Genomic DNA, 23,442 nt, shown 5'->3' on the forward strand with positions numbered 1-23,442 from the left:
GGCGCTGGTGGCTGAGAGACCGATCGCGCTCCCGCCTGCAAAACAGGGAGTGTCGCCATGTGGTTGCCATTCCAAGTCTTTCATCCGAACAAAATGAGCGATGCCGAGCAGATGCGGACAATTCGCGAGGGCTTGGCGCGGAGCATGGAATTGCTTAGGCGCGCTCCAGTCGCAGACACGTTCCTGGGCCGCAAGACACAAGAACCGTTTCCCCGAGAGGACGAAGCGATCCGCATCGACCGTTGGCTCAGTTCCAGGGAATTGCAGCCGCCCAAAAAATAAGGCCGCCTCAGTAGGCGGTCTCGGATGTTGCCTACTCGCCCAAAGCTGAAGCTGCGTCGCAAATGGTTCCGTTAGCTGCAATCGAGCCCACAGGCACCTCGCCGTCATGTCCGCTAGCGTCAGAAACGGCCTTCGCCCGCGCTCGCCGATGGGCTCCAACGTCGCCTGCCAATAGCAACGCGGACGCGACGAATTTATGGAGTACGCGCCCTACGCCCGCCGCATCAGCTTGAGCGAAGCGGCAAGGCGAAGACTGCGCTTGCCCGCGAGCGCGATGCCTTCGAGCTCGCCGCTGTCTTTCGTGCAGGTCCCGGAAAATCCGATCCCGACCTCGTAGCCGCCGAAGACGGGATTCTCGTCCTTCGCCGGCGTGTGCTCCTGGTTGAGCATCTCGCCCTTCCAGCGACCATCCGCCGAGGAATAGGAGCCGAGATAGTAGAAGAACGCATCGCCGCCGAGAATGCGGCCGTCCATCAGCAGCATGACGCCGGAGAGCCCGGCATCGATACCGTCGAGCGCGCGGATGTGGATCGAGTACAACCCGTTCACGATGCCGTCGGGACCGACGGTGCCGCGCGGCGGCAGTGCCCCATCGTCGAGCGGCGCGAGGTTCGCCCAGAACACACCGTCGGGCATCGTATCCGCCTTGCCCTCGAACAGGATCGTCGACCCCTCCGTCCTGCCGCGCACCTCGATCGCAGCGACGTCGGCGCCCATCAGCGGCTTGTAATGAGGATCATGATTGTGGCGCTCGGTGATCACCTCGCCGATGATCTCGCCATCGCGTTCCTGATAGGTCCCGAGATGCGCGAAGGCGGAATTGCCGCCCAGCAGCTTGCCGTCATGCATGCACATGATGCTGCGGCCGAAGGCGCCATTGATGCCGTATTCAACCTTGTACAGTCCGTCCAGCAACGTCATGAACCCGCAAAATCATAAGGGAATCACGGGCTACCTAGCACTGCCGCGGCGTCGGTTCCATCGGCTTTTCCGCGCAGGGGGCACCGGGACCTTCCGCTGCCATGATGCCATCATGCCCCTGTTTTGCCCGACGGGGCAATGGTTTATTTCGTAAAATCCGCAATAGAGCGATTTCAACCACTTGGCTACTGTGCATGGGGTTGTTTTTGCGTTTTTTTGTTTGCCGGTCCCGAAGAGCCAGTCTCACGCATCAGTGGCGCTTGAAATACTGCACCTCGCGCTCGTGCTTCTCGGCCGCCGCGCGGCTCTTGAAGGTGCCGAGGTTGCGCCGCTTGCCGGTCTTGGGATTCACCTTGCGTGAATAGAGGCGATATTCGCCGGATGCCAGTTTACGGATCATGGCTTGCTCCCGCTTGTCCGCGGTTTCAACGGCCGCCGCGCGGGCCGGTTCCGCGAAAGCGACTTGCGCGCGATCGACACCGGCTCGAACCCGCCGGTGCGAACACGCGACAAAGCGGCATGGATACGCCGCAGCAATCAGCCCAGGACGAGATCAGCGCGATCATAGCCAGCGCCGCGAAGCAGCCGCTGCTCGATGCGGCGTACGAGCTCTGGCGGCGGCGCTACCGGCTGGACCTGATCGAGGGACGTCCGACCGCCGAAGAGATCCGCATCAATCGCACCCTCACGGCGGAGCAGTTCAGCGCGAAGTATCGCCACGATCGCGACCACGCCCATGAAGGGCCGATGTTCGCCTATCTGAAGCGCGCGCATGCGAGCGCCGACGATCCGGCGATCAAGCAGGCCATCATCACCGCCGTCGAATTCGAGGACGAATACAACAAGCATTTCGACTGGAACGGCGATTTCTGGGATTGCGTGGTGCGCGCGATGGCGCAGGCGGCGCGAAGATATCCCGACTATCTCGAGACCACCTATCGCGACGCCCGCAACGATCTCGCCTACTACATGAAATGAGACGAAGCCTTCACCTCTCCCCGACGAGGAGAGGTGAACCGAACCCAGACCAGCGCGCCTCAGAAGCACAGCGTGGTGACGAGCTTGCCCTGCTTGTCCTTGATCGCATAGGGGCAGCGAATGCGCTCCAGTGCCTTCTTGGCGTCCTCGTCGCCGAGCGCTGCGGCGCGCTCGTAATAGGCTTTCGCGGCGTCCTTGTCTCTTGCGCCGCCGCGGCCTTCCTGCGCGAAGGCACCCATCCGCTCCAGGGCGCCGGGATGGTTTTGCGCAGCCGCCTTCTCGAACAGCGCCCGCGCCGCGACGTCGTCCTTCGCACCGCCCGTGCCTTCGGACAGCATCAGGCCGAGCTGGTACTGCGCCTCCGCATTGGTCTCGGCGGCCTTGCCAAGCAGCGCGCGCGCCTGCGCGGGATCGGCCGGGGCGGCGCCGCCAGCGCCGCCGAGGGCTGCGAGATTGCTGACGCCGCGGGGATTGCCGGCCTGGGCTGCCTTCTCGAACAATTTGCGCGCCTGCGCCTCATCCCTGGCAACGCCGGAGCCGGTGCCGTAGAGCACGCCGAGCTCGACCATGGCCGCACTCGATCCCTTGTCCGCCGCCTTGCGCCAGGCCGCCATCGCCTCCGCCGTCTGCCGGTTGGCCGCATAGGCACGGCCGAGCTGGAACATCGCACGCCGCGACGATGCTGCGGCCTGCTTGCAGAACTTGACGGCGGTCGCGACGTCGGATGCCGCAATCTCCGTCACACCCTTCACGTCGGTCGGCTTGTCGGGATCGCTGGGATCGGCCGCCACGCGGTCGCACAGGACGAGATCGGCCGATTGCGCCTGCGCCGCAAGGGGCGCCGCGAGCGAGAAGAGGATGGCAAGGAGACAAATCCGCATGGACGCCAAATTGCGTCTCCGCCCCGGTAAATTCAAGGCTCGAGTCCCGATTGGCGCAGCACAGGTACGGTCTCCGGTGATGCCAGGTAACGCAGCAGCCGCTCCGCGGCTTCGGCATGTTTCGCAGTCGCCATGCGGCCGGCGGAGAACACGGCCGGCGTCTGCAAATCGTGCGGGATCGGGCCGATCACCTCGATGCCGCCAACCTGCTTCAGCTCGCTGATCTGCTGCACGGCGAGGTCAGCCTCGCCGCTCACGAGCCACTCTGCCGTGAAGCCCTGCTCGACGATGGTGGCCTTGGCGTTGATCTCGGCCGCGATCCCCATCCGCACGATCAACTGGGCGAAGTACACCCCGCTGGCGCCCAGCCGCGAATAGGCGACGGACCGCGCCGCAAGCAGCGTCCTGCGCAGCTCAGCTTCGGTGGCGATGTCGGGATGCGCCTGCCCTGCCCGCACGGCCATGCCGATATAGGAGCGCGCGAGATCAGCCGCGCTCGCGGCGACCACGCGGCCCTCACCGATCATCTCCTCGAGCCCCTCGCGAGTGAGGATGACGAGATCGGCGGCCTCGCCGTCGCGCAGCCGCTTGAGCAGCGCCAGGGTCGGCGCGAAGTCGGCATCGACATGGATACCGCTATCGGCCTCAAACGCGGAGGACAGGCCGCGCATCGCGCCCATCAGGCCGAGCGTCGAGAGCATACGGACGTTTTCCATGAGCAATTCCCAGGATGGCGATCAGGCGCGGTGCATCAGCTTGAGCGCGGCGGTCAGGCGCAGGCTGCGCTTGCCGGCCAGCGCCGTTGCCTCCAGCACGGCCTCGTCTCCGTCATAGCAGCCGGAGAAGCCGATGCCGACCTCGTGGCCGCCGAAGATCGGATCGTCCTTGGCCGGCGTGTGCTCCTGATTGAGGATCTGCCCCTTCCAGCGCCCGTTCGCGGCGGTGTAGCTGCCGAGATAATAGAATGCCGCATCGCCGCCGAGGATACGGCCCCCGTTGAGCAACATCACACCGGTGAGGCTGCCGTCGACTCCGTCGAGCATGCGCAAATGCACCGAATAGAGACCATCGGCGATGCCGCCTTCGCCGACGCCGCCGGCGATCGGCACCTCGTCTTCCGCGATCGGCGTCATGACCGACTGGAAGGGCACACCCGGCAGCTCCTTCAGTTCGCCCTTGAAGCGGTAGAGATTGCCGTCAGCCCAGCCTTTCGCGAGCAGGGTCGCATCATCGGTGCCGGCCATGGCGCGGTAGTTCGGGTCGGGGTTGTGACGGACGGTCTTGATGACGATGGCGACGCCGCCTTCGGTCTTCTCGTAGGTGCCGATATGGGCGAAGGCCGAATTGCCGCCGAGCATCTTGCCGTTGCCGGCATGCATCACGCTCCGGCCGACGCCGTCGCCGAGCTGAAACCGCACCTTGTAGAATCCCTCAAACACCAGCCGTATCCCCGGCCCTGCGCGCATCCAGGAACACTCTATCCCGCTTTCACCAGCGATGGACAAGTTTCACTCGGCGAGGTCCGCAAGGCGCGGGAGCGGCTGTCATCAGAATGCAAAAATCCGCCGGAGCCTTTCAGCTCCGGCGGATTGAATGCCAACCCGGGCCAGCCCCCCAGCCCGAGCCGGGAGGATCTTAGGCCGCAGCCTTTTTGTCGGTCGGGACCGAAGCGATCGTCTTCAGGATCTGCGAAGCGATCTGGTAGGGGTCGCCTTGCGAGTTCGGACGGCGGTCTTCCAGATAGCCCTTGTAGCCATTGTTGACGAAGGAGTGCGGAACGCGGATCGAAGCGCCGCGGTCGGCCACGCCGTAGCTGAACTTGTTCCAGGGCGCGGTCTCGTGCTTGCCGGTCAGACGCTTGTCGTTGTCCGGGCCGTAGACGGCGATGTGGTCCATCAGGTTCTTGTCGAAGGCGGCCATCAGTGCCTCGAAATACTCCTTGCCGCCAACCGTACGCATATACTCGGTCGAGAAGTTGGCGTGCATGCCGGAGCCGTTCCAGTCGGTGTCGCCGAGCGGCTTGCAGTGGAATTCGATGTCGATGCCGTACTTCTCGGTGAGGCGCAGCATCAGGTAGCGGGCCATCCACATCTGGTCGGCAGCGGTCTTCGAACCCTTGCCGAAGATCTGGAATTCCCACTGGCCCTTCGCGACTTCCGCGTTGATGCCTTCGTGGTTGATGCCGGCAGCGAGGCAGAGGTCGAGATGCTCTTCGACGATCTTGCGGGCGACGTCACCGACGTTCGAGAAGCCGACGCCGGTGTAGTACGGACCCTGCGGGGCCGGATAGCCGGCAGTCGGGAAGCCGAGCGGACGGCCGTCCTTGTAGAAGAAATATTCCTGCTCGAAACCGAACCAGGCGCCGGAATCGTCGAGGATGGTGGCGCGCTTGTTGGAGGCGTGCGGGGTCTTGCCGTCGGGCATCATGACTTCGCACATCACGAGCACGCCGTTGGTGCGCGCGGCGTCGGGGAACACGGCGACCGGCTTCAGCACGCAATCGGAGCTGTGGCCTTCGGCCTGCTGGGTGGAGGAGCCATCGAAGCCCCAGAGCGGAAGCTGCTCGAGCGTCGGGAACGACGCGAATTCCTTGATCTGAGTTTTGCCGCGCAAATTCGGAGTCGGCGTATATCCGTCGAGCCAGATGTACTCGAGCTTATACTTGGTCATTGAGCCTCTCTGTAGATGATGCGAAAGGTTGGGGGCCCGAGGGCCCCCGCACGTTTTGTACCCGGCCATCATCGGCCGGCCCTTCACAAGCATTTAACGTGCCAAAAGGCCGCACTGCGGGAGGTTTTCCACCGCGGCCGGCCCGTCCTTGCTGTCGGCCGAACGTCCACAGCGCCGTGCGTCATAGCCGCGCACCTTCGCGTGAAGCTGCGCTGCAAAAATCCCGCGGAAAACGCCTTTTTCTGAAGCAGTAGCCCGCCTGCCGGAGGTTGCCGATGAAACGCGCATCAACGTCCGGCAATTTTCGTAAAGCGCTCGCCCCTGCCTAGCAACCTTTGGAATGGCCCAGGCGTTAGTCACCTACATGGTGCCTTGGGGGATGCAGATGGCTGCCTGCCTACAAATTGGGCGGCAACTGATTTCCTTTTCAGCACTTTCCAATTCGGGACGCGCGGCCGATATGGGGATTCCAGTAACCACAATCGAACGAGTCGGGCGCACCATGGAGGTCAAGCGCTTTGACCGGAGGAGAAATCGAAATGATGAACAATGGTCTCAGTCACGGATCTGCGAAGATCTACCAATTCCCCGTCGGCGGCCGGGCCGCTCTCGGGGGACGCCGCTACGGTGAAGCCCCCATTCCCGCCGATCACGCCTCGCTCCCCGTGAACGAGACGATCTGCAGCGGAAGCTGGTACCACCAGGACGCGGTCGACGAAGCCAAGCCGAAATGGGATCGCTGATGCCTGTGGTTGGTTTGATACCGCCGCGCTCTTGCAAGCGCCCGGCGGCAGTTCGGAAAAGGGTCGAAACAACGATGTTTCGGCCCTTTTCGATTCTTGCCTGAACCAGCCCGTTCAGATCACCGCGCAGGCCGTGACCGGCCGCTTCAGATGCTTCACCGTGGTGGTCCCGGTCTTGCCGATCACAAGCGTGATCCCCGCCCCCGAATAGCGCGCGCCCGAAACCGTCAGCCGCTTGGCAAGCGTGACCGGCTCGCCGTCGATCTGGAGGAAGGCGCGTTTGTCGTAGTCATAAAAGCCAACGATGAACTGCGTACCATCGGCGCAACGGTAGGTCTTGAACGTCTGCGCATCGGCCTGCCGCGCGCCGCAAGTTCCGCCCACCAGCATGATGATCGCCAAAAGAATGGCCTTGTGCCGGCCCATGATCGCCCCCTGTAATAGACCTCAAGGACGCCCCACAAGCGCGTCCAATGGAAACATAACCCAAGCTGATCCCATGTCAGACTCCCCTGCCCGTCACCTTCCCCTGCAAGGCGCCAGCAATTTTCGCGACCTCGGTGGCTATCCGACCATCGACGGCCGAACCACGCGCTGGCGGCGTCTCTTCCGCTCCAACCATCTCGGTCAACTCACGGCCGCCGACATCGAGATCGTCCGCGCGCTGGGCGTGCGGAGCGCACTTGATTTTCGTGGGCTGGAGGAGCGCGCGGCCGGCATTTGCGTGGTCGACGAGATCACCGTCTATTCGCTGCCGATCGAGCCGACCGTGGTCGCCACGTTGCGCGCCGAGCTCGCCAGGGGCACGCTGACCGCGCCGGTCGCGCTCGAGATCATGCGCGAGTCCTACCGCAACTATGTCCGCCACAACACGCACAGCTTTCGCAACCTGTTCGGCCACTTGCTGGAGGACCGTGCGCCGCTCGTGATCCACTGCACGGCCGGCAAGGACCGCACCGGCTTCGCCTGCGCGCTGATCCTGCACGCGCTGGGCGTACCCGATGACGTCATTGCCGATGACTACCTGCTCACCAACCAGCACTACAAGCGCGACGCGACGGCTGCCATCGACCTGCCCGAGGACGTCCGCAATGCCATCGGCAGCGTCGAAGCCTCCTATCTTGCCGCTGCGTTCGAAGCCGTCGGCAAGGAATACGGCGATCTCGAAACCTATTTGCGCGACGGCCTCAAGCTCGGCGCGGTCGAGCGGACCGCGCTGAAGGAGCGCTATCTGCAAGCGTGATCAGGATTTCCATTCGGCTGGCAGCCAGCTTGCGGACAAGGTCGCGTCGGTGACGGACCGGCATAGAGCCTTGGAAACCTGGAGCGTGCTCCAGTCGCTCTGATGAAGCATGTCAGGACGATCCGTTGGATCGAGCATCTGCTCGAAGGACACACCGTTCTGGACGTGCCAATGCCGCATCAAGGCCCAGCGCTGAAATACGCTCACGTTGGCCTCGTCTGCGATCCTGCGGATCTCGGAAACCATCTCCTCCGATAGGCCTGCCCTGTCGTCTCGGAGCATGGCGGTCACATATTGCGGGTCAATCAACACCACATCCATCGGGTGCTCGCACAATTGGCGAACCCCCTCGGCTATCTTCTTGACCACGTCTTTGAAATCGAACTGCTCCTTGCGAAAGACGGCGTTAGTGCCAACCTGCCAAAGCACAAGGGACGGTTTGTCGTCGAAAATGTCCCGACCGAAACGGTCGAACTCCTGGGGTGCCTCTTCTCCACCTTTGCCCCGATTCAAGACGTCGATCCGAACTTTCGGCAAATGGTCAGCATAGCTCTGCCTCAGATACATCTCGAGGTAGTACGGATACGGCACAACATCCGCGCGACCAGCGGTCGAAGATGACCCCATGGCCACGATGCGAACCGGACCTTCCCCACGCAACGCCCCGACGAAGTTTCGCAGCGGATGTTTCAGTTTGATGATGTCCCGGGGGAAGTCGACGGCCGGCAGACTCTCGGACATATCAATCCCCTCCCGCTATCCAAGGTTGCAGCAACCATTCAGCCTTGAAGCCGCCGCCATTGCAAGTCCAATTCACCGCGCGCAATAGTCGGCGCGAAGTGAAACGACGGAGCGTATCGTGCAGGGAAAAGTCATTGTCGTGACCGGCGCGCTTGGCGCGCTGGGCAAGGTGGTTGCCGAGACCGCGCAGTCACGCGGCGCGCGCGTTGCGGGCATCGATCATGCGCCCGCGCAAATCCCCGCGACGCCTGACAGCATCGAGATCGGCGGCGTCGACTTGTCGGACGCCGTGCAGGCGAAGACGGCCGTGGAAGCGGCGGCAAACCATTTCGGCAGGCTCGATGGGCTGATCAACATCGCCGGCGGATTTGCTTTCGAGACCGTGGGCGACGGCGACACCGCTACGTGGCAGCGCATGCATGCGCTGAATGTCCTCACCGCGCTCAACACCTCGCGCGCGGCGCTGCCGCATCTGGCCGCCTCCAGGGCGGGCCGCATCGTCAACATCGGCGCCATGGGCGCGCTCCAGGCCGGCAGTGGAATGGGACCCTATGCGGCGTCGAAGGCCGGCGTGCATCGCCTCACCGAGGCGCTGGCGAGCGAGTGGAAGGGCAAGGTGACCGTGAACGCGGTGCTGCCCTCGATCATCGACACCAAGGCCAACCGCGCCGACATGCCGAAGGCGGACTTCGCCAAATGGGTCACGCCGCAGGAGCTCACGGAGGTGATCCTGTTCCTCGCCAGCGATGCCGCAAGCGGCATCACCGGCGCACTGATCCCGGTGGGCGGACGGGTGTAATCGCAGCGCGATCGGCAGCATCCGAATATCAGCTCTGATTCAATCGGAGCCGGGAAGGCACTAGACTGGTCTCGACTGATTCTCCGATCGGACGTTCCCTTGGAAACCACGCTTTATCTGCCCGTCAAACGCTTCCTCGAAGAGCTCGGCTTCACCGTCAAGGGCGAGATCGGCGGCTGCGATCTCGTGGGCCTGAGTGCCGGCGATCCGCCGGTCGTCGTGATCGGCGAACTCAAGCTCGCCTTCAATCTCGAGCTGATCCTCCAGGCGGTCGATCGCGCGCCGGCCGGCGACGAGGTCTGGATCGCCGCAAAGATGTCGGCGCGCGGCAAGGGACGCGAGAGCGATGCGCGCTACCGCAATCTCTGTCGCCGACTCGGCTTCCGCATGCTGGGGGTCACCGATCGCGGCCAGGTCGAGGTCTTGGTGAAGCCGCCGACAGCGGCGCCGCGCCGCGAGCCGAAGGTACGCTCGCGCCTCGTCGCCGAGCATCAGCGCCGCCAGGGCGATCCCGTGCTCGGCGGCAGCACGCGGGCGCCGATCATGACGGCCTACCGGCAGCAGGCGCTGGCCTGCGCCTCGGCGCTCGCCGACGGCCCACGGCGCGTGAGCGAGCTGCGCGCACGCTGCCCCGATGCCGGCAAGATACTTCTGCACAACGTCTATGGCTGGTTCGAGCGCGCCGAGCGGGGAATCTACGGGCTGACCGAGGCCGGCCATGCGGCCTTGATCCGCTGGCCGCAACCACGCCCTGAGGTCGATGCCGGTGTCGCGTCACCACCCTGACACCCGACCGGTGCATAGCTGAGATGCCACGAGAAATTCATATTGCAATGCAACATATGCGGCACTAGGTATCCGGCATCGAAACGAGGCCCCTATGAGCGCAGACTGGAATACCAAGTACGGCACGCGGCGCGTCCGCCACGATCCGCCCACCCTGGACGAGGCGATCTTCGCCGCCGTCGGCATCACCGACGATCAGGAGCAGCAGGCCGAGATCGCAGCGGCACTGATGGGGATGCCGCTCGACGTCGTTCAGGTCGAAGTGAAGAAGCAGGCCCGCACCAACAGCCGCATCACCGCAACCCGCGTGATTGCCGGCGAACAGGGCGCGCAGCGCTCGGTGGTGGTGGAACGCCGCGTCGTCCGCCGTTTCGGCAACGACAAGCGCACCGGCACCTGACGCGCTACTTCATCGCGAATACGAAAGCGGACCGGCCTTGCCGGTCCGCTTTTTGATTCTCAGGCGGCGCGGTTGCCATACATGCTGGAGATCAGCTTCCAGCAGGTGGAGTTGAAGCTGAGCAAGGCCCGGCCTGCCGTGAACGGCGCGGCCGCGAGATCGGCGAGCTCGGCCTCGGGCGTCTTGGCCAGATCGATCGTACCGGTCGATTCACCATGGCGGAAAGCCAGATGCGCGCCGAACTTCCGGGCAAGCGCCCGCATGGCATGGTTCTCGGCGCCGGTGGTGATGCGCAGTCGCTTGTAGCCTTTCCAGCGCGCTTCCGCGATCAGGCGGCGGAACAGCACGGTACCGACGCCCTGGCGGCGCGCGGAGGCCTCCACGCTGAAGGCAACCTCGGGCAGCGAATCATCTTCCGGCGGATGCAGCTCGGCCGCACCGCGGACCACGCCATCGACGATATAGGCGACGATGACCGTGCCGTCCTCGGCGCAGCGGGCGGCGTAGCGCTCGATGAAGCTGTCGTCGAGAAAACCGTTGAAGCGGTCGTGCCGGCTTTCGGCATCGAGTCTGAGCAGGTGATCGCGCAAAAGCGGCAATTCTTCCTGCTGGCTCAGGGTCCGCACATAGCCGGGAGCGGTGCGGACGGTCTTTTCAAGTACCACGTCAAAACTCCTCTTGGTGTCCCTCGAGGAGGCGTTCGAATCCCTAGGACCCCTATATTGTGCGTCGCAACAAATTTTTCAAGACGGGAACCCGCCCAAGTTTCGGGCATCGGCGGCACCAATTCGTTAACAAAATCAAAGCCCCCGTAGTCTTACAGGACCAGCTGCGTCTGGGTCACCACGGCGACCAGCTTGCCATCCTCGGTCTCCAGCCGGGTGGTCCAGACCTGGGTCCGCCGGCCCCTGTGGACCGGGGTGGCAGTCGCGATGACCGTGGCTCCCTCCTTGGCGCCGCCGATGAAATTGGTCTTGCTCTCCAGCGTGGTCGTCCCCTTGGCGCCCTCGGGCAGGTTGAGCACGGTCGCCGCCGCGCCGACGGAATCGGCCAAAGCCATCACCGCGCCACCGTGAATTGTGTGGTGAAGCGTGCAGAGCTCGGGCCGGACCGTCATCCGCGCCACGACCCGGTCCTGCTCGGCCGCGACGAACTCGACGCCCTTGAGCTCTGCGAACGGCATCTTCATCGCTTTAAGTTTCTCGAGCGCCGTCATCGGATCTCCTCCCAATTCATTGTTGTCCCAGCGTGATTTGCTTCGCGCGGCAAAGCAATGACGTCCGGGGTAATGACCGTGCTGACATCGGCGCCGCATTTGCGCATATGCTTCGGCCATGCGCCACTTCCCGCCCCGCCGCATCGTCTGCCTGACCGAGGAGACGGTCGAGACGCTCTACCTGCTCGGCGAGCAGGACCGCATCGTCGGCGTTTCCGGCTACGCCGTCCGCCCGCCCCAGGTGCGCCGTGAGAAGCCGCGGGTCTCGGCGTTCGTCTCCGCGGACATCCCGAAGATCCTGGCGCTGGAACCCGACCTCGTGCTCGCCTTCTCCGATCTCCAGGCAGGCATCGTCGCCGATCTCGTTCGCGCCGGTGTCGACGTCCATGTCTTCAACCAGCGCGACATCGCCGGGATCTTGGCGATGATCCGCACACTGGGCGCGCTGGTCGGCGTGACGGAGCGGGCGGAGGAACTCGCACAAGGTTTTGAGCGGCGCCTCGCCGCGATCGCCGCAACGCCCCGCCCCTCGCCGCGGCCAAGGGTTTATTTCGAGGAGTGGGACGATCCGTTGATCTCGGGTATCGGCTGGGTGTCAGAGCTGATCGAGATCGCCGGCGGCGCGGACGTATTCCCGGAGCTACGGCAGCGGCAGGCGGCAAAGGATCGCATCGTCCCCGCCGAGACGGTACGGGAGGCGGCTCCTGAGGTGATCCTCGCTTCGTGGTGCGGAAAGAAGGTCGTCCCTGCCCGGATCTGCGCGCGTGAAGGCTGGAGCGATCTTCCGGCTGTGCGCAATAACCGCATCGTTGAGATCAAATCGCCGATCATCTTGCAGCCGGGGCCAGCAGCGCTGACGGATGGGCTCGATGCGATCGTGCAGGCGCTGTGGGGCGAGCGCTGCTAATCCTCCGCCGTCATTGCGAGCGAAGCGAAGCAATCCAGGACGCCTCTGCGGAGAGATTCTGGATTGCTTCGTCGCAAGGGCTCCTCGCAATGACGTCTGCGGTGAGTCCCCTCCTCACGTCACCGCATTGACGACCTGATATTCCGGCCATCGCCACACCTCGCCTGTGATCACGTCTTCGATGATCTCGGCCGCCCTCAGCACGTCCGCCTCCCCGATATACAGCGGCGTGATGCCGAACCGCATGATGTCAGGCGCGCGGAAATCGCCGATGACGCCACGGGCGATCAGGGCCTGCATGGCGGCGTAGCCGCCGTCGAAGGCGAAGGAGATTTGCGAGCCGCGGCGCTCATGTGCGCGCGGGGTCACCAGCTTCAGGGATGGGCAGCGGCGCTCGACTTCGCTGATCAGGAGATCGCCGAGCGCGAGCGAACGGGTGCGGACATCCGCGATGTCGACACGATCCCAAATGTCGAGCGAGGCTTCCAGCGCCGCCATCGCCAGCACCGGCGGCGTGCCGACACGCATGCGCTCGACGCCGCCGGCGGCGGCATAGGCAAGCTCGAACGCGAACGGCTTGGCGTGTCCCATCCAGCCCGACAGCGCTGCGCGTGCGCTGTCGGCGTGACGCGGCGCGACGTAGAGGAAAGCCGGCGCGCCGGGGCCGGCGTTGAGATATTTGTAGGTGCAGCCGGCGGCGAAGTCGGCGCCGCAGCCGGCAAGATCGACCGGCAGCGCGCCGGCCGAGTGCGCGAGATCCCAGACCGTGACGATGCCGAGCGCATGCGCTTTCGCCGTCAGCTTCGCCATGTCGTGACGGCGGCCGGTGCGGTAGTCGACTTCGGTGATGTAGAGGACCGCGATCTCCTCCGACAGCGCGGCCTCGATCTCCTCCGGCGCCACCAGGCGCAATTGATGGCCGCCCCCGAGCGTCGCGATCAGGCCCTCGGCCATGTAGAGGTCCGTCGGGAAATTGCCGGTATCCGACAGGATCACCTCGCGCTCGCTGTTCATATCGATCGCAGCCGCGAGCGCCTGATAGACCTTGAGCGACAGCGTGTCTCCGACCATCACCGAGCCAGCTTCGGCGCCGATCAGCCGCGCGATACGGTCGCCGACATGGCGCGGCTGGACGTACCAGCCGGCGGTGTTCCAGGCGCGGATCAGCTCATTGCCCCACTCGTCGGTGATGACGCGGCTGACGCGCTCGGCAACGCCGAGCGGCAGCGCGCCGAGCGAATTGCCGTCGAGATAGATCACGCCGTCGGGCAGATAGAACAGCGCTCTGGTGTCGTTGTAGACGCGAAGCTTGGCGTTGCGAGTAGACATCTTGGACTTCTCTACAGAATGGTGCGGACGCGCCAGAGTTCGGGAAACAGCTCGATCTCCAGCATTCGCTTGAGATAGCTGACGCCGCCGGTGCCACCGGTGCCGCGCTTGAAGCCGATGACGCGTTCGACCGTCGTCACATGGTTGAATCGCCAGCGGCGGAAATAGTCCTCGAAATCGACCAGCTTCTCGGCGAGCTCGTAGAGCATCCAGTGCGTCTCCGGCGCCTCGTAAACGATACGCCAGGCCTGCAGCACGCCCTCGTTGAAGCTGTGGGTCTCGCGGACATCGCGCGCCAGCACCGCCGCAGGCATCTTGAGCCCGTTGCGGTCGGCGAGCCGCAGCACCTCGTCATAGAGGCTCGGCGTCGCGAGTTCGGCTTCGAGCAGCTTGGTCGTTTCCACATCGTGCGCGTGCGGCTTCAGCATGGCGTGGTTACGGTTGCCGAGCAGGAACTCGATCAACCGGTACTGACGCGACTGGAAGCCCGAGGACTGGCCGAGCTGCGAGCGGAAGCGCGTGTATTCGCTCGGCGTCATGGTGCGCAGCACGTCCCAGGCGTTGTTGAGCTGCTCGAAGATGCGCGACATCCGCGCCAGCATCTTCATCGCCGGCTGCACCTCGTCCCGAGAGATGGCGCGGCGCGCAGCGCTGAGCTCGTGGATGGCAAGGCGCATCCACAGCTCCGTGGTCTGATGCTGGATGATGAACAGCATCTCGTCATGGGCCTCGGAGAGCGGATGCTGCGCGCCGAGGATCGCATCCAGCGCCAGATAATCTCCGTAGGACATGCGCCGGGCGAAATCCGTCTCGGCGCCTTCGCTTGCAGGATCGTAATCGCTGGACGTCATGACAGGCCCTCTCGATCGATCATCTGGCCTCGTCAGTTGAGGCCGATCAGGCGCGCAGTGATCGGCGACGACGGGTCTTTCAAGGCGTCGATCACGGTAAAATGGTTGAGCCCGGGATCGATGACGAGGTGCGTCGGCACGTCGAAACCGGTCCAGACGTTGGCCATCAGGTCGGACTGGCGGATGAACTCGGGCCGCTCGCTGCCGCCGACCCAGGCGGTCACAGGCGAATGTCCGCGAGGCAGATGCAGCGCCGCACTCTCGAGCGTCGCCTCTTCCATGGTCATGCGCAGCGTCTCGTTCATCTTGGTCTTCAACAGCGGACGTAGATCATGCAGCCCGCTGATCGAGAGCGTGCCGGCGATACGGTTGTAGACGGCGGGCTCGAGCCGGCTGTCGTCGCACAGCATGCGCGTGACGAGATGACCGCCGGCGGAGTGGCCGGCGAGCCGGATCGGCCCTGCGACCAGCGAAGCCGCCTTGACGATCGCGGCGGTGATTTCCGCAGTGATGTCGGAGATGCGCGCGGCGGGCGTCAGCGTGTAGCTCGGCAGCGCCACCGTCCAGCCGTGATGCCGTGCGCCTTCGGCAAGATCGGTCCAGGCCGACTTGTCGAAGCGCATCCAGTAGCCGCCATGGACGAACACGACGAGGCCCCTGCTGTCGCCGTCGGGCAGGATCAGGTCGAGCCGCTGGCGCTCGCCGGCGCCATAAGCGATGTCGGGACGAAAATCCTTCAGCCCCGCACGGTAAGCCGCCGCCTGCTCTGCCCAGAGCGCCGGCATCTTGTCTGAGCCCGGGATATGGGCCGAATTGGCGTAGGCATCATCCCAATCGCGCATCGTCATTCCCTCGACGGACTCAAGCCCTGCGATCAGGCATCAGTCTGCCACCGCCTGCGCCGGCATCCTAGTCTTTATTTTAAGCTTAAAGTATTTCGGGCAAAGCACCGTTGGTCTCTTCACTTGTCATTCCGGGGCGATGCGACGCATCGAACCCGGAATCTCGAGATTCCGGGTTCGCCCTTCGGGCGCCCCGGAATGACGGTGTCGTCGCTCGCACCGCCGGCGGAGAAAGCGGACCTACGCCTTCTCCACCCCGCACCATTCCGCGATGAACAGTGCCATGGCCTTGGTCGCCTTCTTCAGCGAGTCCAAATCGACAAACTCATTGAAACCGTGCATTTCGCCGCCGCTCGCGCCGAAGCAGAGACTCGGAATGGCGTAGTTGAGACCGTAGAAGCGCGTGTCGGTGAGTGCGGTAAAGACGAGATCCTCGACCGCGCCGCCATAGACCTTGCTGAAGGCCTTGCCGAACGCGGCCTCGGGCGCGGCGGCGTCGGTCAGTTCATAGCCTTCCGACAAGAAGCCCGACCATTCGATCTCCGGCGGATTGTTGGCGAGGAAGCGGTGGCTGCGCGCGGCGGCAGCGACGCAGGCCGCGATCTCCTTCTGGTGATCGGCGACCGACCAGCCCGGCAGGATGGCGATCCGGCAGTCGATGTCGCACCAGGCCGGGACGCTGGAGGCCCAGTCACCGCCCTTGATGATACCCGGGTTGAAGTTGATGGGATTGGTGAGCGTCTTGAAGTGACGATCGCTCCTGGCGCGCTCGTTCCACTCGATCTCGAGCTTCTGGATCGCCTGAATCAAATGATACGCCGCCATGATGGCGTTGGCGCCGGAGCCGGCATAGGCTACGTGGGTCGGATGGCCCTTCACGCGCAGGCGAAACCAGATCACGCCGACCTGCGAGCGCACCATCTTGCCGCCGGTCGGCTCCGGAATGAAGCAGGCGTCGGCCCGATAGCCGCGCTGAAGCGTCGAGAGCGCGCCGACGCCGGTGCTCTCCTCCTCGATCACCGACTGGAAATGAATCCGCGCCGTCGGCTTGAAGCCGGCCGCCTTGATCGCATCCAGCGCGTAGAGCGCGCCGATCGTGCCGGACTTCATGTCACAGGCGCCGCGGCCGAACATCTTGCCGTCCTTGATGACGGGCGAAAATGGCGGCGTGTCCCACAATTCCAGCGGCCCCGCCGGCACGACATCGCAGTGGCCCTGGAGGATCAGCGATTTGCCACCGTTCGTTTGCGGACGGTAGGTGCCCACCACCGAACGGGCCTTCGAGAAATCGTGCTCGATCGGGCCGAAGCCGCGCAGGTCCTTGAGATCGTCGACATCGATATGCCAGTCGTCGACCTCATAGCCGCGTTCGCGCAAGAGGTCGCCGATCATGTCCTGGCACGGTCCCTCCGCTCCGCGGGTCGAGGGGATCGCAACGAAATCGCTTGTGGTCGCGAGCTGGGCTTCGAAGCCGGCATCGACGGCGTCAAGAATCCTCTGCTGCGTCTCGGCATTCATCAGGCTACTCCAATCGAACATTTCAAATCATCGAAGGAGCGCAAGCTAGCCGATTTCAGCCGTTCGGGTACTCCACAAAATAAGCATCCCGCAATGCATCTTCGAGCAAACGGCCCTCGGAATAGCCGCTCAATGTCGCAGGCCGCGTCACGCCGTCGCGCAGCCGCGGGCAAGGTTCCGGTGCTCCCAGCACGGTGCGCACCGGGATGCGCTCGGCATAGATCGGCAACGCATAGTCCTCCTCGTCGTCGGCGACACCCTTGGCGCGGATTTTCGCCGAGGCTTCCTCGATCTCCATGGCGATGAAGGAGGTCGCCTTGATCTCCTGCGTGTTGCTCGCCCGCAGGCTCGCAGTGCGATCCGGGAAAAAGCGGTCGACCATCGCGACCACCGCCCGCTCCTTCTCCTCGGCGTCCGTGACCAGGTAGGCGGTGCCGAACGCCATCACGGCGCGGTAGTCCGCGGAATGGTTGAAGCCGCAGCGCGCCAGCACGAGGCTGTCGAGATGGGCGACCGTCAGGCAGACCCGCTCGCCTTTGGTCTGGCTGCGCAGCATGCGGCTCGCGCTCGAGCCGTGCCAGTAAAGTCTGGTCCCTTCGCGCCAGAAGAAGGTCGGCGTGCAATAGGGCTGACCGTCGATCACGTAGGAGACATGGCAAAGCATGGAGGAATCCAGGATGCGATGGACGGTGGCGTGATCGTAGAAGCCGCGGTCGTGCCGGCGCTTCACCTGGTTGCGCGCTGACGTCGGATAGGACACCTGGGTCTCGATTTGGGTCTCGATCTGGCTCACGGCCGCTCCTGTCGGGATTGGAAGACTTCCGGACCAGTTGTAGCTGCGGATTTGGTCTGCGATAGTGCCAATTCCATGCGAAAAATTCCGACCAATTCTCCCTCGCCGGCCAAGGCCGAGCTCCCGCTCGACCTCACCGGCCCGCACATCACGACGGGCGCCTCCGCCGCGCACCGGCTGTACCAGGCCCTGTGCGAGATGATCGTCTCCGGGCTGGTTAAGCCCGGCGAGCCGTTGCCGCCCTCGCGCAGCTTGGCCAAACAGACGGGTTTTCGCCGCAACGCGGTCGTCACGGCCTATGAGCGTCTGATCGCCGATGGCTTTGCCGAGGCGACGGTCGGCTCCGGCACCTTCGTCGCGGCGCGCATCCCGGCGCGGGCGGCCGGTCCGAACAAGCAGAAGGCCGTGGTCGAAGCGCCGCGGCAGGGCGCATTCTCGCTCGGCTGCACCCATATCGACGCGCGCGCCGTGCAGCACTTTCGCGCCTTCGTCGGCCGGCGCATGCGCGCGTTCGGGTCCGAGCATCTGCACTATGGCGATCCCCGCGGCAGCCGCGAGCTGCGCGCGGCGATCGCCGATCATCTGTTGTCGGCGCGGGGGCTGCGCTGCGACCCTGATCAGATCATGCTGACGTCCGGCACGCTGCACGCGCTGCGCATCGTGCTGAGCGCGATCCTCAAACCCAACGACCAGGTGTGGTGCGAGGACCCCGGTTACCCCGCCGCGCGAAAAACCATCACGCATTGCGGCAATCGCGCCGTGCACGTTCCCGTCGACGAGCAGGGACTGCGCGTCGCGCGCGGACGCGCCACCGCGCCGTCGGCGCGCGCGGCCTATGTGACGCCATCGCATCAGTTTCCGCTGGGCGTGCAGATGTCGATGCCGCGGCGGCTCGAGCTGCTCGACTGGGCGAAGCAGGCCGGCGCCTTCGTGCTGGAGGACGACTACGACAGCGAGTTTCGCTATGACGGCGCGCCGCTGAAGGCGCTCGCCGGCATCGATCATCTCCAGCGCGTGATCTACATGGGCACGTTCGCCAAGACCTTGTTTCCAGGCCTGCGCATCGGCTATTGCGCCCTGCCCGAACGCCTGATCTCGGACGTGACGGCCGCACGCGCTGCACTCGACCGCTTTCCCGGCACGCTGATGGAAGGCGCGGTGGCCGACATGCTCAACTCCGGCGCATTCGCCGCAAATCTCAAGCGCGTGCGGAAACTCTATCGCGAGGCGCGCGATGCGCTGGCCGAGACGCTGGAGACGGCGTCCGGCGGCGCGCTGTCCGTGCCGGTGCCCTCGCAAGGGCTGCACCTTGTCGCCCGGTTCGATCCATCGATCGATCTGTCGGTGGCCGCAGTTGCAAAACAGGCAGCCGGCGCGGAAGGCTGGCTGCTCGCCGACACCTATTCGCGGGCGCAGCCCCTGCCCGGTTTCGTGCTGGGATTCTCGGGCCACGCAGTTCCACAACTCGTGGCCTCAGCCGAACGGCTGGCGCGGGAATCGCGGACAGCCCTGCGGGCGAGCGGCAAACCGGCGCGACGGGCGTGACGAAGCTTCACTATGAGAATCGCCGGCCGGTCCCTACATTGCAGCATCGATGACGGAACCTCTCATCATGCTTCTCTGCCGTGCAGCCAGCCTCTCGCTCGTGATCTCCATCGCCCTCGCCGCGACGGCGCATGCGGGCACGGTCGGACGTGAACAGGACATCGGCGACCTCAAGCTCGGCCAGCGCGTGCTCGTCGATGATGGGACCTGCCCTGCCGGGCAGGTCAAGGAAGTGCGCGGCGCGAAGATGACCGACAAGGGAGTCTCGCGGACGAGCGCCTGCGTGCCGCGCTACGGTCCGAAATCCAGGTGATGAGAACTATTTTGCCGGATCGAACATGCACTGCAGGGTCGGCTTGGCGATCTTGGTGAAGGTCGGACCGATCTCGCCCTGCTTGGAGGTCGGCACCCAATCGGTCTCGATCGTCGGCACGCCGGTCTCGCTGATGCCGCGCAGCAGCGCCTCACGCAAATCGCGGTCCTCGACGACGGCGGCAGCATGGTCATGCAGGCAGCCGCAGACTTCCTCCGGATGCTCCCAGCGCCCGAGCATGTGCGGCGCACACTGACGCACGAATTCGCTGCGTGGATCCGGTAGCCTCGAGGGCGTACGCACCTGCGCCTGCGCGGAACTGATCGTCAGAAGGGAAATGCACGCTGCGGCGCAGAGGCGAACAAGCATGATGGCCTTTATCGGCTGATTTTTTTCTCGCGGGCGATCAGAAGCGCGCCGCGACCATGATTGGCTGCGCCACCGCGGTCGTGACCGGCGAGCCGCTGTACTGGAACGTGCCGACACCGGGGAGATTGCCGTCCGGCGAGCCCGCGAACGAGGAACCGACGAGCACGAAGCCGAAAGCGAGGATGAAGCTGAGCGCGCGCATGGACCTGTCTCCGAATTCCGTAGCCGGCGGTGAGCCGTCGTCGTTGCCAAGCTGATAACCATGGGCGGTTTCGCGCGTGATGCGCCAAAGGCCGAAAATGGTTTCATTTCCGTGAGAATTGTTTCGTCCCGTCCGAGGCGACGAAACATTCGGCGGAAAATCTCAATCTTTTCAGTAAGGTCCTCCCGGCGCTCAGAGTGACCCGGCAGGCCGAGCGGGAACTCGCGAGCACGCTGCATGCAGGCGCCGTCACCTGTGCGCCTTGCACGCTTCACATGCATTTTACGTTTTTCTGCTGAAGAGAGGCCGAAACGAGGGCTGGGACTTGCCGAACCGGGGGCGCTTCGGCTGCGACCCAAGCCATCGAAACCCAGACGTCCGGATCACCGGACGCATTCACGTGAGGGATGGCCACCATGATGGCGCAAGATCGCGCAACGATGCGCGACGCGGACCAATGCACGGACCGCTCCGATCAACGACAAATTCGCAGCCCCGCCACGTCGCCCGGCGAAATGGCGCTGCAATCGAGCCGCGGCTACGAGGCCGCGCCGCAGGCATTCGTGCGGCTGACCGGCTCACATCTCGCCAAACCGCGCGGCTGCCGCGCGGTCGTCACTACATGAACGGAGGCGTCACTGAGTGAACGCAGGCGTCACTGAGTGAAGAAGTCGCCGCACTTCTCGACGTTGGCGTCAGCCGGTCCCCACGGCATGATCGGCACGGTCGAGGTCGAGTTCTTCGGCGAACCCTCGATCAGCTTGTCCGAATAGACCATGTAGACCAGCACGTTGCGCTTGGCGTCGCAGCCGCGCACGATCTGCATCTTCTTGAAGAACAGTGAGCGGCGCCGGCGGAACATATCGTCGCCCTGCTCCATCTTGTTCTTGAACTTGATCGGCCCCACCTGCCGGCAGGCGAGCGAGATGTCCGAGACCTCTTCCGCAAGTCCCAGCCAGCCCTTGAATCCGCCCTTCTCCGGCACCGTGAAATGACAGGCCACGCCCTCGACCTCGGGATCATCGAGGCCATAGGTCGCGAGCTTGTCGTTCGGGCTCATCCACTTGAACACGGTCGAGCGGCGGAAGATCAGATCCGGCTCATCGGCGGCAGAGGCGGACGCCATTGGCATGGTCAGAGCCAGGAGGAATAAAACGAGGTCTTTCAAGCGGATGCGGGAAAGACCGGGGAAACGAGATGACATGAAGTTCTCCGGTAAGAAGTCCCCGCAATGTAGGCATGAGGCCGCCGGTCAGGAAGACGACGGACGCCCGGGGCGCAGCCGCCGTTTACCGCTCCGTGAGGCTTTTTTGTTACGTGTTGGACAAAAGTCGCTGATGGCAGAACCGCCGTGCTGGTGAACGCGTATCCCCTCTGCGAGACTAACGTCTGATTGGATTGTGGATTCGAGGATGAATAGCGTGAACGGGTCCGGTTTTTCTGCCAAGCCGGCGCGTCTGTGGCAGGTCGCCATTTTGACGGCGGCAGGTGCGATCGGCACGACCAGCCAAGCGGACGCAGCGTTCTACTACTGGACGGATTATTCCGACGGGTCCTACTACGCCCGGCCGGACCGGTATCCCGAAATTCCGCGCCAGAAGCCGCAGAAGCGCGGCACCGCCGGCAAGAAACAAGTCGTCACCGAGAAGGAAGCCGGCACGAAGCCGCAAGGGCCGCTGGTGATCGTCGTATCGATCGACCGGCAGAAGGTCACCATTTACGACACCAACGGCGTGTTCGCGGAATCCCCGGTCTCGACCGGCATGAAGGGCCATTCGACGCCGATGGGCGTCTTCAGCGTCATCCAGAAGCACAAGTTCCACCATTCCAACATCTATAGCGGCGCGCCGATGCCGTACATGCAGCGGATCACCTGGTCCGGCGTCGCCATGCATGCCGGCGTGCTGCCAGGCTATCCGGCGTCCCATGGCTGCATCCGCATGCCGATGGCGTTCGCGGTGAAGATGTGGAATTGGACCAGGATGGGCGCGCGCGTCATCGTCGCGCCCGGCGAGATGACGCCGCACAGCTTCTCGCATCCCCTGCTCGCCTCCGTGCGCGTGCCGCCGCAGCCTGCGGCCAGCCTCGAACCGCACACCAATGTCGCAGACAAGGCCGACAAGGGCGCGGCGCAAACCAAGAGCGCTGAAGCCAAGCCGGTCGAAACCAGGACCGCCAGCGCAGACACCGTGCTCGACCTTCGCTCGTCGGTCGGCCATACCGTGATGTCCGATGTGACGACCGGCAATGCACCGGTCCGCGAAGAGGCCGCGGCATCAGCCGACAAGATTGAAGCGCCCGCCAAGTCCGAGACCCGGACCGCCGAGACCAGGACCGCCGAGGCGTCCGACGCGGCCAAGCCGGCGAGTGCTGAAGCGAAGCCCATTGAGGCCACGGAAGCGCCCAAGGCTTCTACGGCAGCTTCCACGGCCACCGCTGACAAGCCTGCCGGCAAGATCGGACCTGCCAAGATTGGACCTGCCAAGATCGAGGCCGCCGACTCCGCGAAGAAGCCGGATGCACCGTTCACGCCTCCAGCAGTCGCCGCCTCACCCGATGCGAAGAAGGACGAGACCCGCGTTGCCGATCCCGCGCCCGCCGCAAAACCGGAAGCGCCCAAGCGGGCCGGCCAGATCGCCATCTTCATCAGCCGGAAGGACTCCAAGCTCTACGTCCGGCAGAACTTCGCGCCGCTGTTCGACGTGCCCATCACCATCGCCGCGAGCGATCGTCCGCTCGGAACCCATGTGTTCACAGCCGAGGTCGACAAGACCGACGCCAATGCGCTGCATTGGTCGGTGGTGTCGCTGCCCGTCTCCGCCCGCGCCGCGGCGCGCGAGGACGACGGCCGCGTGACCCGCCGCCAGCGTGGCGCCGCGGTGATCCCCGTCGCCGCAAAGCCTGTGATCACGCCCAATAGCCCGGCTGAGGCGCTCGACCGCGTCTCGATCCCCGCCGACACGATGGCGAAGATCAACGAGATGCTGACCACCGGCAGCTCGATCATCATCTCCGACCAGGGCATCAACCAGGGCGAGACCGGCGAAGGCACCGATTTCATCGTCCGCCTCTACTAGGCTTCCCCGCTCCCGATAACGCGGTGTTGACGAGGC

30 protein-coding genes are annotated in these 23,442 nt (G+C 64.5%); 12 read left to right on the top strand and 18 right to left on the bottom strand.

Annotated elements, in window-relative coordinates; genetic code table 11:
• Positions 1 to 57 precede the first annotated feature (57 nt).
• Positions 58 to 282, top strand: a complete 225-nt coding sequence (locus tag GPL20_RS31670) for a hypothetical protein (protein ID WP_157335178.1) — start codon at positions 58 to 60, stop codon at positions 280 to 282.
• Positions 283 to 492: 210 nt separating this feature from the next.
• Here GPL20_RS31670 and GPL20_RS31675 read toward each other — a convergent pair whose 3' ends face one another.
• Both GPL20_RS31675 and GPL20_RS31680 read right to left on the bottom strand, forming a co-directional pair.
• Positions 493 to 1,197, bottom strand: a complete 705-nt coding sequence (locus GPL20_RS31675) for a GrlR family regulatory protein (RefSeq protein ID WP_157335293.1) — start codon at positions 1,195 to 1,197, stop codon at positions 493 to 495.
• A 256-nt stretch (positions 1,198 to 1,453) separates the two neighbouring features.
• Positions 1,454 to 1,603, bottom strand: coding sequence for a hypothetical protein (locus tag GPL20_RS31680; protein ID WP_007609497.1), 150 nt, complete (start codon positions 1,601 to 1,603; stop codon positions 1,454 to 1,456).
• A 119-nt stretch (positions 1,604 to 1,722) separates the two neighbouring features.
• On the opposite strand from GPL20_RS31680, the gene GPL20_RS31685 reads away from it, so the two are divergent.
• Positions 1,723 to 2,181, top strand: a complete 459-nt coding sequence (locus GPL20_RS31685; protein ID WP_157335180.1) for a hypothetical protein — start codon at positions 1,723 to 1,725, stop codon at positions 2,179 to 2,181.
• A gap of 59 nt (positions 2,182 to 2,240) precedes the next feature.
• Here GPL20_RS31685 and GPL20_RS31690 read toward each other — a convergent pair whose 3' ends face one another.
• From GPL20_RS31690 to GPL20_RS31705, 4 genes are all read right to left on the bottom strand, one after another.
• Positions 2,241 to 3,062 (bottom strand): tetratricopeptide repeat protein, encoded by an 822-nt coding sequence (locus GPL20_RS31690; RefSeq protein WP_157335182.1) that lies wholly within the window; start codon positions 3,060 to 3,062, stop codon positions 2,241 to 2,243.
• A 32-nt stretch (positions 3,063 to 3,094) separates the two neighbouring features.
• A complete protein-coding gene (locus GPL20_RS31695; protein WP_157335184.1) occupies positions 3,095 to 3,778 on the bottom strand; it encodes a substrate-binding domain-containing protein in 684 nt (227 codons plus the stop codon).
• Positions 3,779 to 3,799: 21 nt separating this feature from the next.
• Positions 3,800 to 4,501 carry a GrlR family regulatory protein gene (locus GPL20_RS31700; RefSeq protein ID WP_254125242.1) on the bottom strand — a complete coding sequence of 234 codons (702 nt, stop codon included), beginning with the start codon at positions 4,499 to 4,501 and terminating at the stop codon, positions 3,800 to 3,802.
• Between the two features lie 196 nt (positions 4,502 to 4,697).
• Positions 4,698 to 5,732, bottom strand: a complete 1,035-nt coding sequence (locus GPL20_RS31705; RefSeq protein WP_157335188.1) for a glutamine synthetase beta-grasp domain-containing protein — start codon at positions 5,730 to 5,732, stop codon at positions 4,698 to 4,700.
• A gap of 539 nt (positions 5,733 to 6,271) precedes the next feature.
• On the opposite strand from GPL20_RS31705, the gene GPL20_RS31715 reads away from it, so the two are divergent.
• Complete coding sequence (locus tag GPL20_RS31715) at positions 6,272 to 6,475, top strand: DUF2735 domain-containing protein (RefSeq protein ID WP_157335190.1); 204 nt, start codon at positions 6,272 to 6,274, stop codon at positions 6,473 to 6,475.
• A 114-nt stretch (positions 6,476 to 6,589) separates the two neighbouring features.
• On the opposite strand, the gene GPL20_RS31720 is transcribed toward GPL20_RS31715, so the two are convergent.
• On the bottom strand, positions 6,590 to 6,901 hold the full coding sequence (locus GPL20_RS31720) for an MliC family protein (protein WP_157335192.1): 312 nt from the start codon (positions 6,899 to 6,901) through the stop codon (positions 6,590 to 6,592).
• 73 nt (positions 6,902 to 6,974) lie between these two features.
• On the opposite strand from GPL20_RS31720, the gene GPL20_RS31725 reads away from it, so the two are divergent.
• Positions 6,975 to 7,718, top strand: a complete 744-nt coding sequence (locus GPL20_RS31725; RefSeq protein WP_157335194.1) for a tyrosine-protein phosphatase — start codon at positions 6,975 to 6,977, stop codon at positions 7,716 to 7,718.
• On the opposite strand, the gene GPL20_RS31730 is transcribed toward GPL20_RS31725, so the two are convergent.
• The gene (locus GPL20_RS31730) at positions 7,719 to 8,459 is read right to left on the bottom strand and encodes an SGNH/GDSL hydrolase family protein (RefSeq protein ID WP_157335196.1); all 741 of its coding nucleotides are present in this window, start codon (positions 8,457 to 8,459) and stop codon (positions 7,719 to 7,721) included.
• Between the two features lie 118 nt (positions 8,460 to 8,577).
• Between GPL20_RS31730 and GPL20_RS31735 the strand changes: the two genes are divergently transcribed.
• The 3 genes from GPL20_RS31735 (at position 8,578) to GPL20_RS31745 (ending at position 10,444) form a co-directional block, all read left to right on the top strand.
• Complete coding sequence (locus GPL20_RS31735) at positions 8,578 to 9,258, top strand: SDR family oxidoreductase (RefSeq protein ID WP_254125240.1); 681 nt, start codon at positions 8,578 to 8,580, stop codon at positions 9,256 to 9,258.
• 99 nt (positions 9,259 to 9,357) lie between these two features.
• A complete protein-coding gene (locus GPL20_RS31740) occupies positions 9,358 to 10,044 on the top strand; it encodes a DUF2161 domain-containing phosphodiesterase (protein WP_157335198.1) in 687 nt (228 codons plus the stop codon).
• A 94-nt stretch (positions 10,045 to 10,138) separates the two neighbouring features.
• Positions 10,139 to 10,444 (top strand): hypothetical protein, encoded by a 306-nt coding sequence (locus GPL20_RS31745; protein WP_157335200.1) that lies wholly within the window; start codon positions 10,139 to 10,141, stop codon positions 10,442 to 10,444.
• Positions 10,445 to 10,503: 59 nt separating this feature from the next.
• On the opposite strand, the gene GPL20_RS31750 is transcribed toward GPL20_RS31745, so the two are convergent.
• Both GPL20_RS31750 and GPL20_RS31755 read right to left on the bottom strand, forming a co-directional pair.
• Complete coding sequence (locus GPL20_RS31750; protein ID WP_212472463.1) at positions 10,504 to 11,109, bottom strand: GNAT family N-acetyltransferase; 606 nt, start codon at positions 11,107 to 11,109, stop codon at positions 10,504 to 10,506.
• A 152-nt stretch (positions 11,110 to 11,261) separates the two neighbouring features.
• Positions 11,262 to 11,660, bottom strand: a complete 399-nt coding sequence (locus GPL20_RS31755) for a PaaI family thioesterase (RefSeq protein ID WP_157335202.1) — start codon at positions 11,658 to 11,660, stop codon at positions 11,262 to 11,264.
• A gap of 118 nt (positions 11,661 to 11,778) precedes the next feature.
• On the opposite strand from GPL20_RS31755, the gene GPL20_RS31760 reads away from it, so the two are divergent.
• Complete coding sequence (locus GPL20_RS31760) at positions 11,779 to 12,567, top strand: cobalamin-binding protein (protein WP_157335204.1); 789 nt, start codon at positions 11,779 to 11,781, stop codon at positions 12,565 to 12,567.
• Positions 12,568 to 12,681: 114 nt separating this feature from the next.
• Here the strand turns inward: GPL20_RS31760 and kynU are convergent, their stop codons facing one another.
• From kynU to GPL20_RS31790, 5 genes are all read right to left on the bottom strand, one after another.
• Positions 12,682 to 13,896: a kynureninase gene (gene kynU / locus GPL20_RS31770; RefSeq protein ID WP_157335207.1), complete on the bottom strand. Its 1,215-nt coding sequence runs from the start codon at positions 13,894 to 13,896 to the stop codon at positions 12,682 to 12,684.
• A gap of 11 nt (positions 13,897 to 13,907) precedes the next feature.
• Complete coding sequence (gene kynA / locus GPL20_RS31775) at positions 13,908 to 14,747, bottom strand: tryptophan 2,3-dioxygenase (protein ID WP_157335217.1); 840 nt, start codon at positions 14,745 to 14,747, stop codon at positions 13,908 to 13,910.
• A 32-nt stretch (positions 14,748 to 14,779) separates the two neighbouring features.
• A complete protein-coding gene (locus GPL20_RS31780; protein ID WP_157335219.1) occupies positions 14,780 to 15,589 on the bottom strand; it encodes an alpha/beta hydrolase in 810 nt (269 codons plus the stop codon).
• 240 nt (positions 15,590 to 15,829) lie between these two features.
• Complete coding sequence (locus GPL20_RS31785) at positions 15,830 to 17,107, bottom strand: ArgE/DapE family deacylase (RefSeq protein ID WP_157335220.1); 1,278 nt, start codon at positions 17,105 to 17,107, stop codon at positions 15,830 to 15,832.
• A 55-nt stretch (positions 17,108 to 17,162) separates the two neighbouring features.
• Complete coding sequence (locus GPL20_RS31790; protein ID WP_254125252.1) at positions 17,163 to 17,891, bottom strand: pyridoxamine 5'-phosphate oxidase family protein; 729 nt, start codon at positions 17,889 to 17,891, stop codon at positions 17,163 to 17,165.
• 84 nt (positions 17,892 to 17,975) lie between these two features.
• On the opposite strand from GPL20_RS31790, the gene pdxR reads away from it, so the two are divergent.
• Both pdxR and GPL20_RS31800 read left to right on the top strand, forming a co-directional pair.
• Complete coding sequence (gene pdxR, locus GPL20_RS31795; protein WP_157335222.1) at positions 17,976 to 19,445, top strand: MocR-like pyridoxine biosynthesis transcription factor PdxR; 1,470 nt, start codon at positions 17,976 to 17,978, stop codon at positions 19,443 to 19,445.
• 67 nt (positions 19,446 to 19,512) lie between these two features.
• The gene (locus tag GPL20_RS31800; protein WP_157335297.1) at positions 19,513 to 19,758 is read left to right on the top strand and encodes a DUF6719 family protein; all 246 of its coding nucleotides are present in this window, start codon (positions 19,513 to 19,515) and stop codon (positions 19,756 to 19,758) included.
• A gap of 6 nt (positions 19,759 to 19,764) precedes the next feature.
• On the opposite strand, the gene GPL20_RS31805 is transcribed toward GPL20_RS31800, so the two are convergent.
• Positions 19,765 to 20,127 (bottom strand): hypothetical protein, encoded by a 363-nt coding sequence (locus GPL20_RS31805; RefSeq protein ID WP_157335224.1) that lies wholly within the window; start codon positions 20,125 to 20,127, stop codon positions 19,765 to 19,767.
• 37 nt (positions 20,128 to 20,164) lie between these two features.
• Positions 20,165 to 20,329 (bottom strand): hypothetical protein, encoded by a 165-nt coding sequence (locus GPL20_RS39055; protein ID WP_167533302.1) that lies wholly within the window; start codon positions 20,327 to 20,329, stop codon positions 20,165 to 20,167.
• 416 nt (positions 20,330 to 20,745) lie between these two features.
• Here GPL20_RS39055 and GPL20_RS31810 point away from each other — a divergent pair, with 416 nt between their 5' ends.
• Positions 20,746 to 20,955: a hypothetical protein gene (locus GPL20_RS31810; RefSeq protein WP_157335226.1), complete on the top strand. Its 210-nt coding sequence runs from the start codon at positions 20,746 to 20,748 to the stop codon at positions 20,953 to 20,955.
• A 29-nt stretch (positions 20,956 to 20,984) separates the two neighbouring features.
• Here the strand turns inward: GPL20_RS31810 and GPL20_RS31815 are convergent, their stop codons facing one another.
• Positions 20,985 to 21,533, bottom strand: a complete 549-nt coding sequence (locus GPL20_RS31815; protein ID WP_157335228.1) for a CreA family protein — start codon at positions 21,531 to 21,533, stop codon at positions 20,985 to 20,987.
• A gap of 208 nt (positions 21,534 to 21,741) precedes the next feature.
• Here GPL20_RS31815 and GPL20_RS31820 point away from each other — a divergent pair, with 208 nt between their 5' ends.
• Complete coding sequence (locus GPL20_RS31820) at positions 21,742 to 23,406, top strand: L,D-transpeptidase (protein ID WP_157335230.1); 1,665 nt, start codon at positions 21,742 to 21,744, stop codon at positions 23,404 to 23,406.
• Positions 23,407 to 23,442 lie beyond the last annotated feature (36 nt).

Source organism: Bradyrhizobium cajani (assembly GCF_009759665.1).
In the GTDB taxonomy this organism is placed as follows: Bacteria; Pseudomonadota; Alphaproteobacteria; order Rhizobiales; family Xanthobacteraceae; genus Bradyrhizobium; species Bradyrhizobium cajani.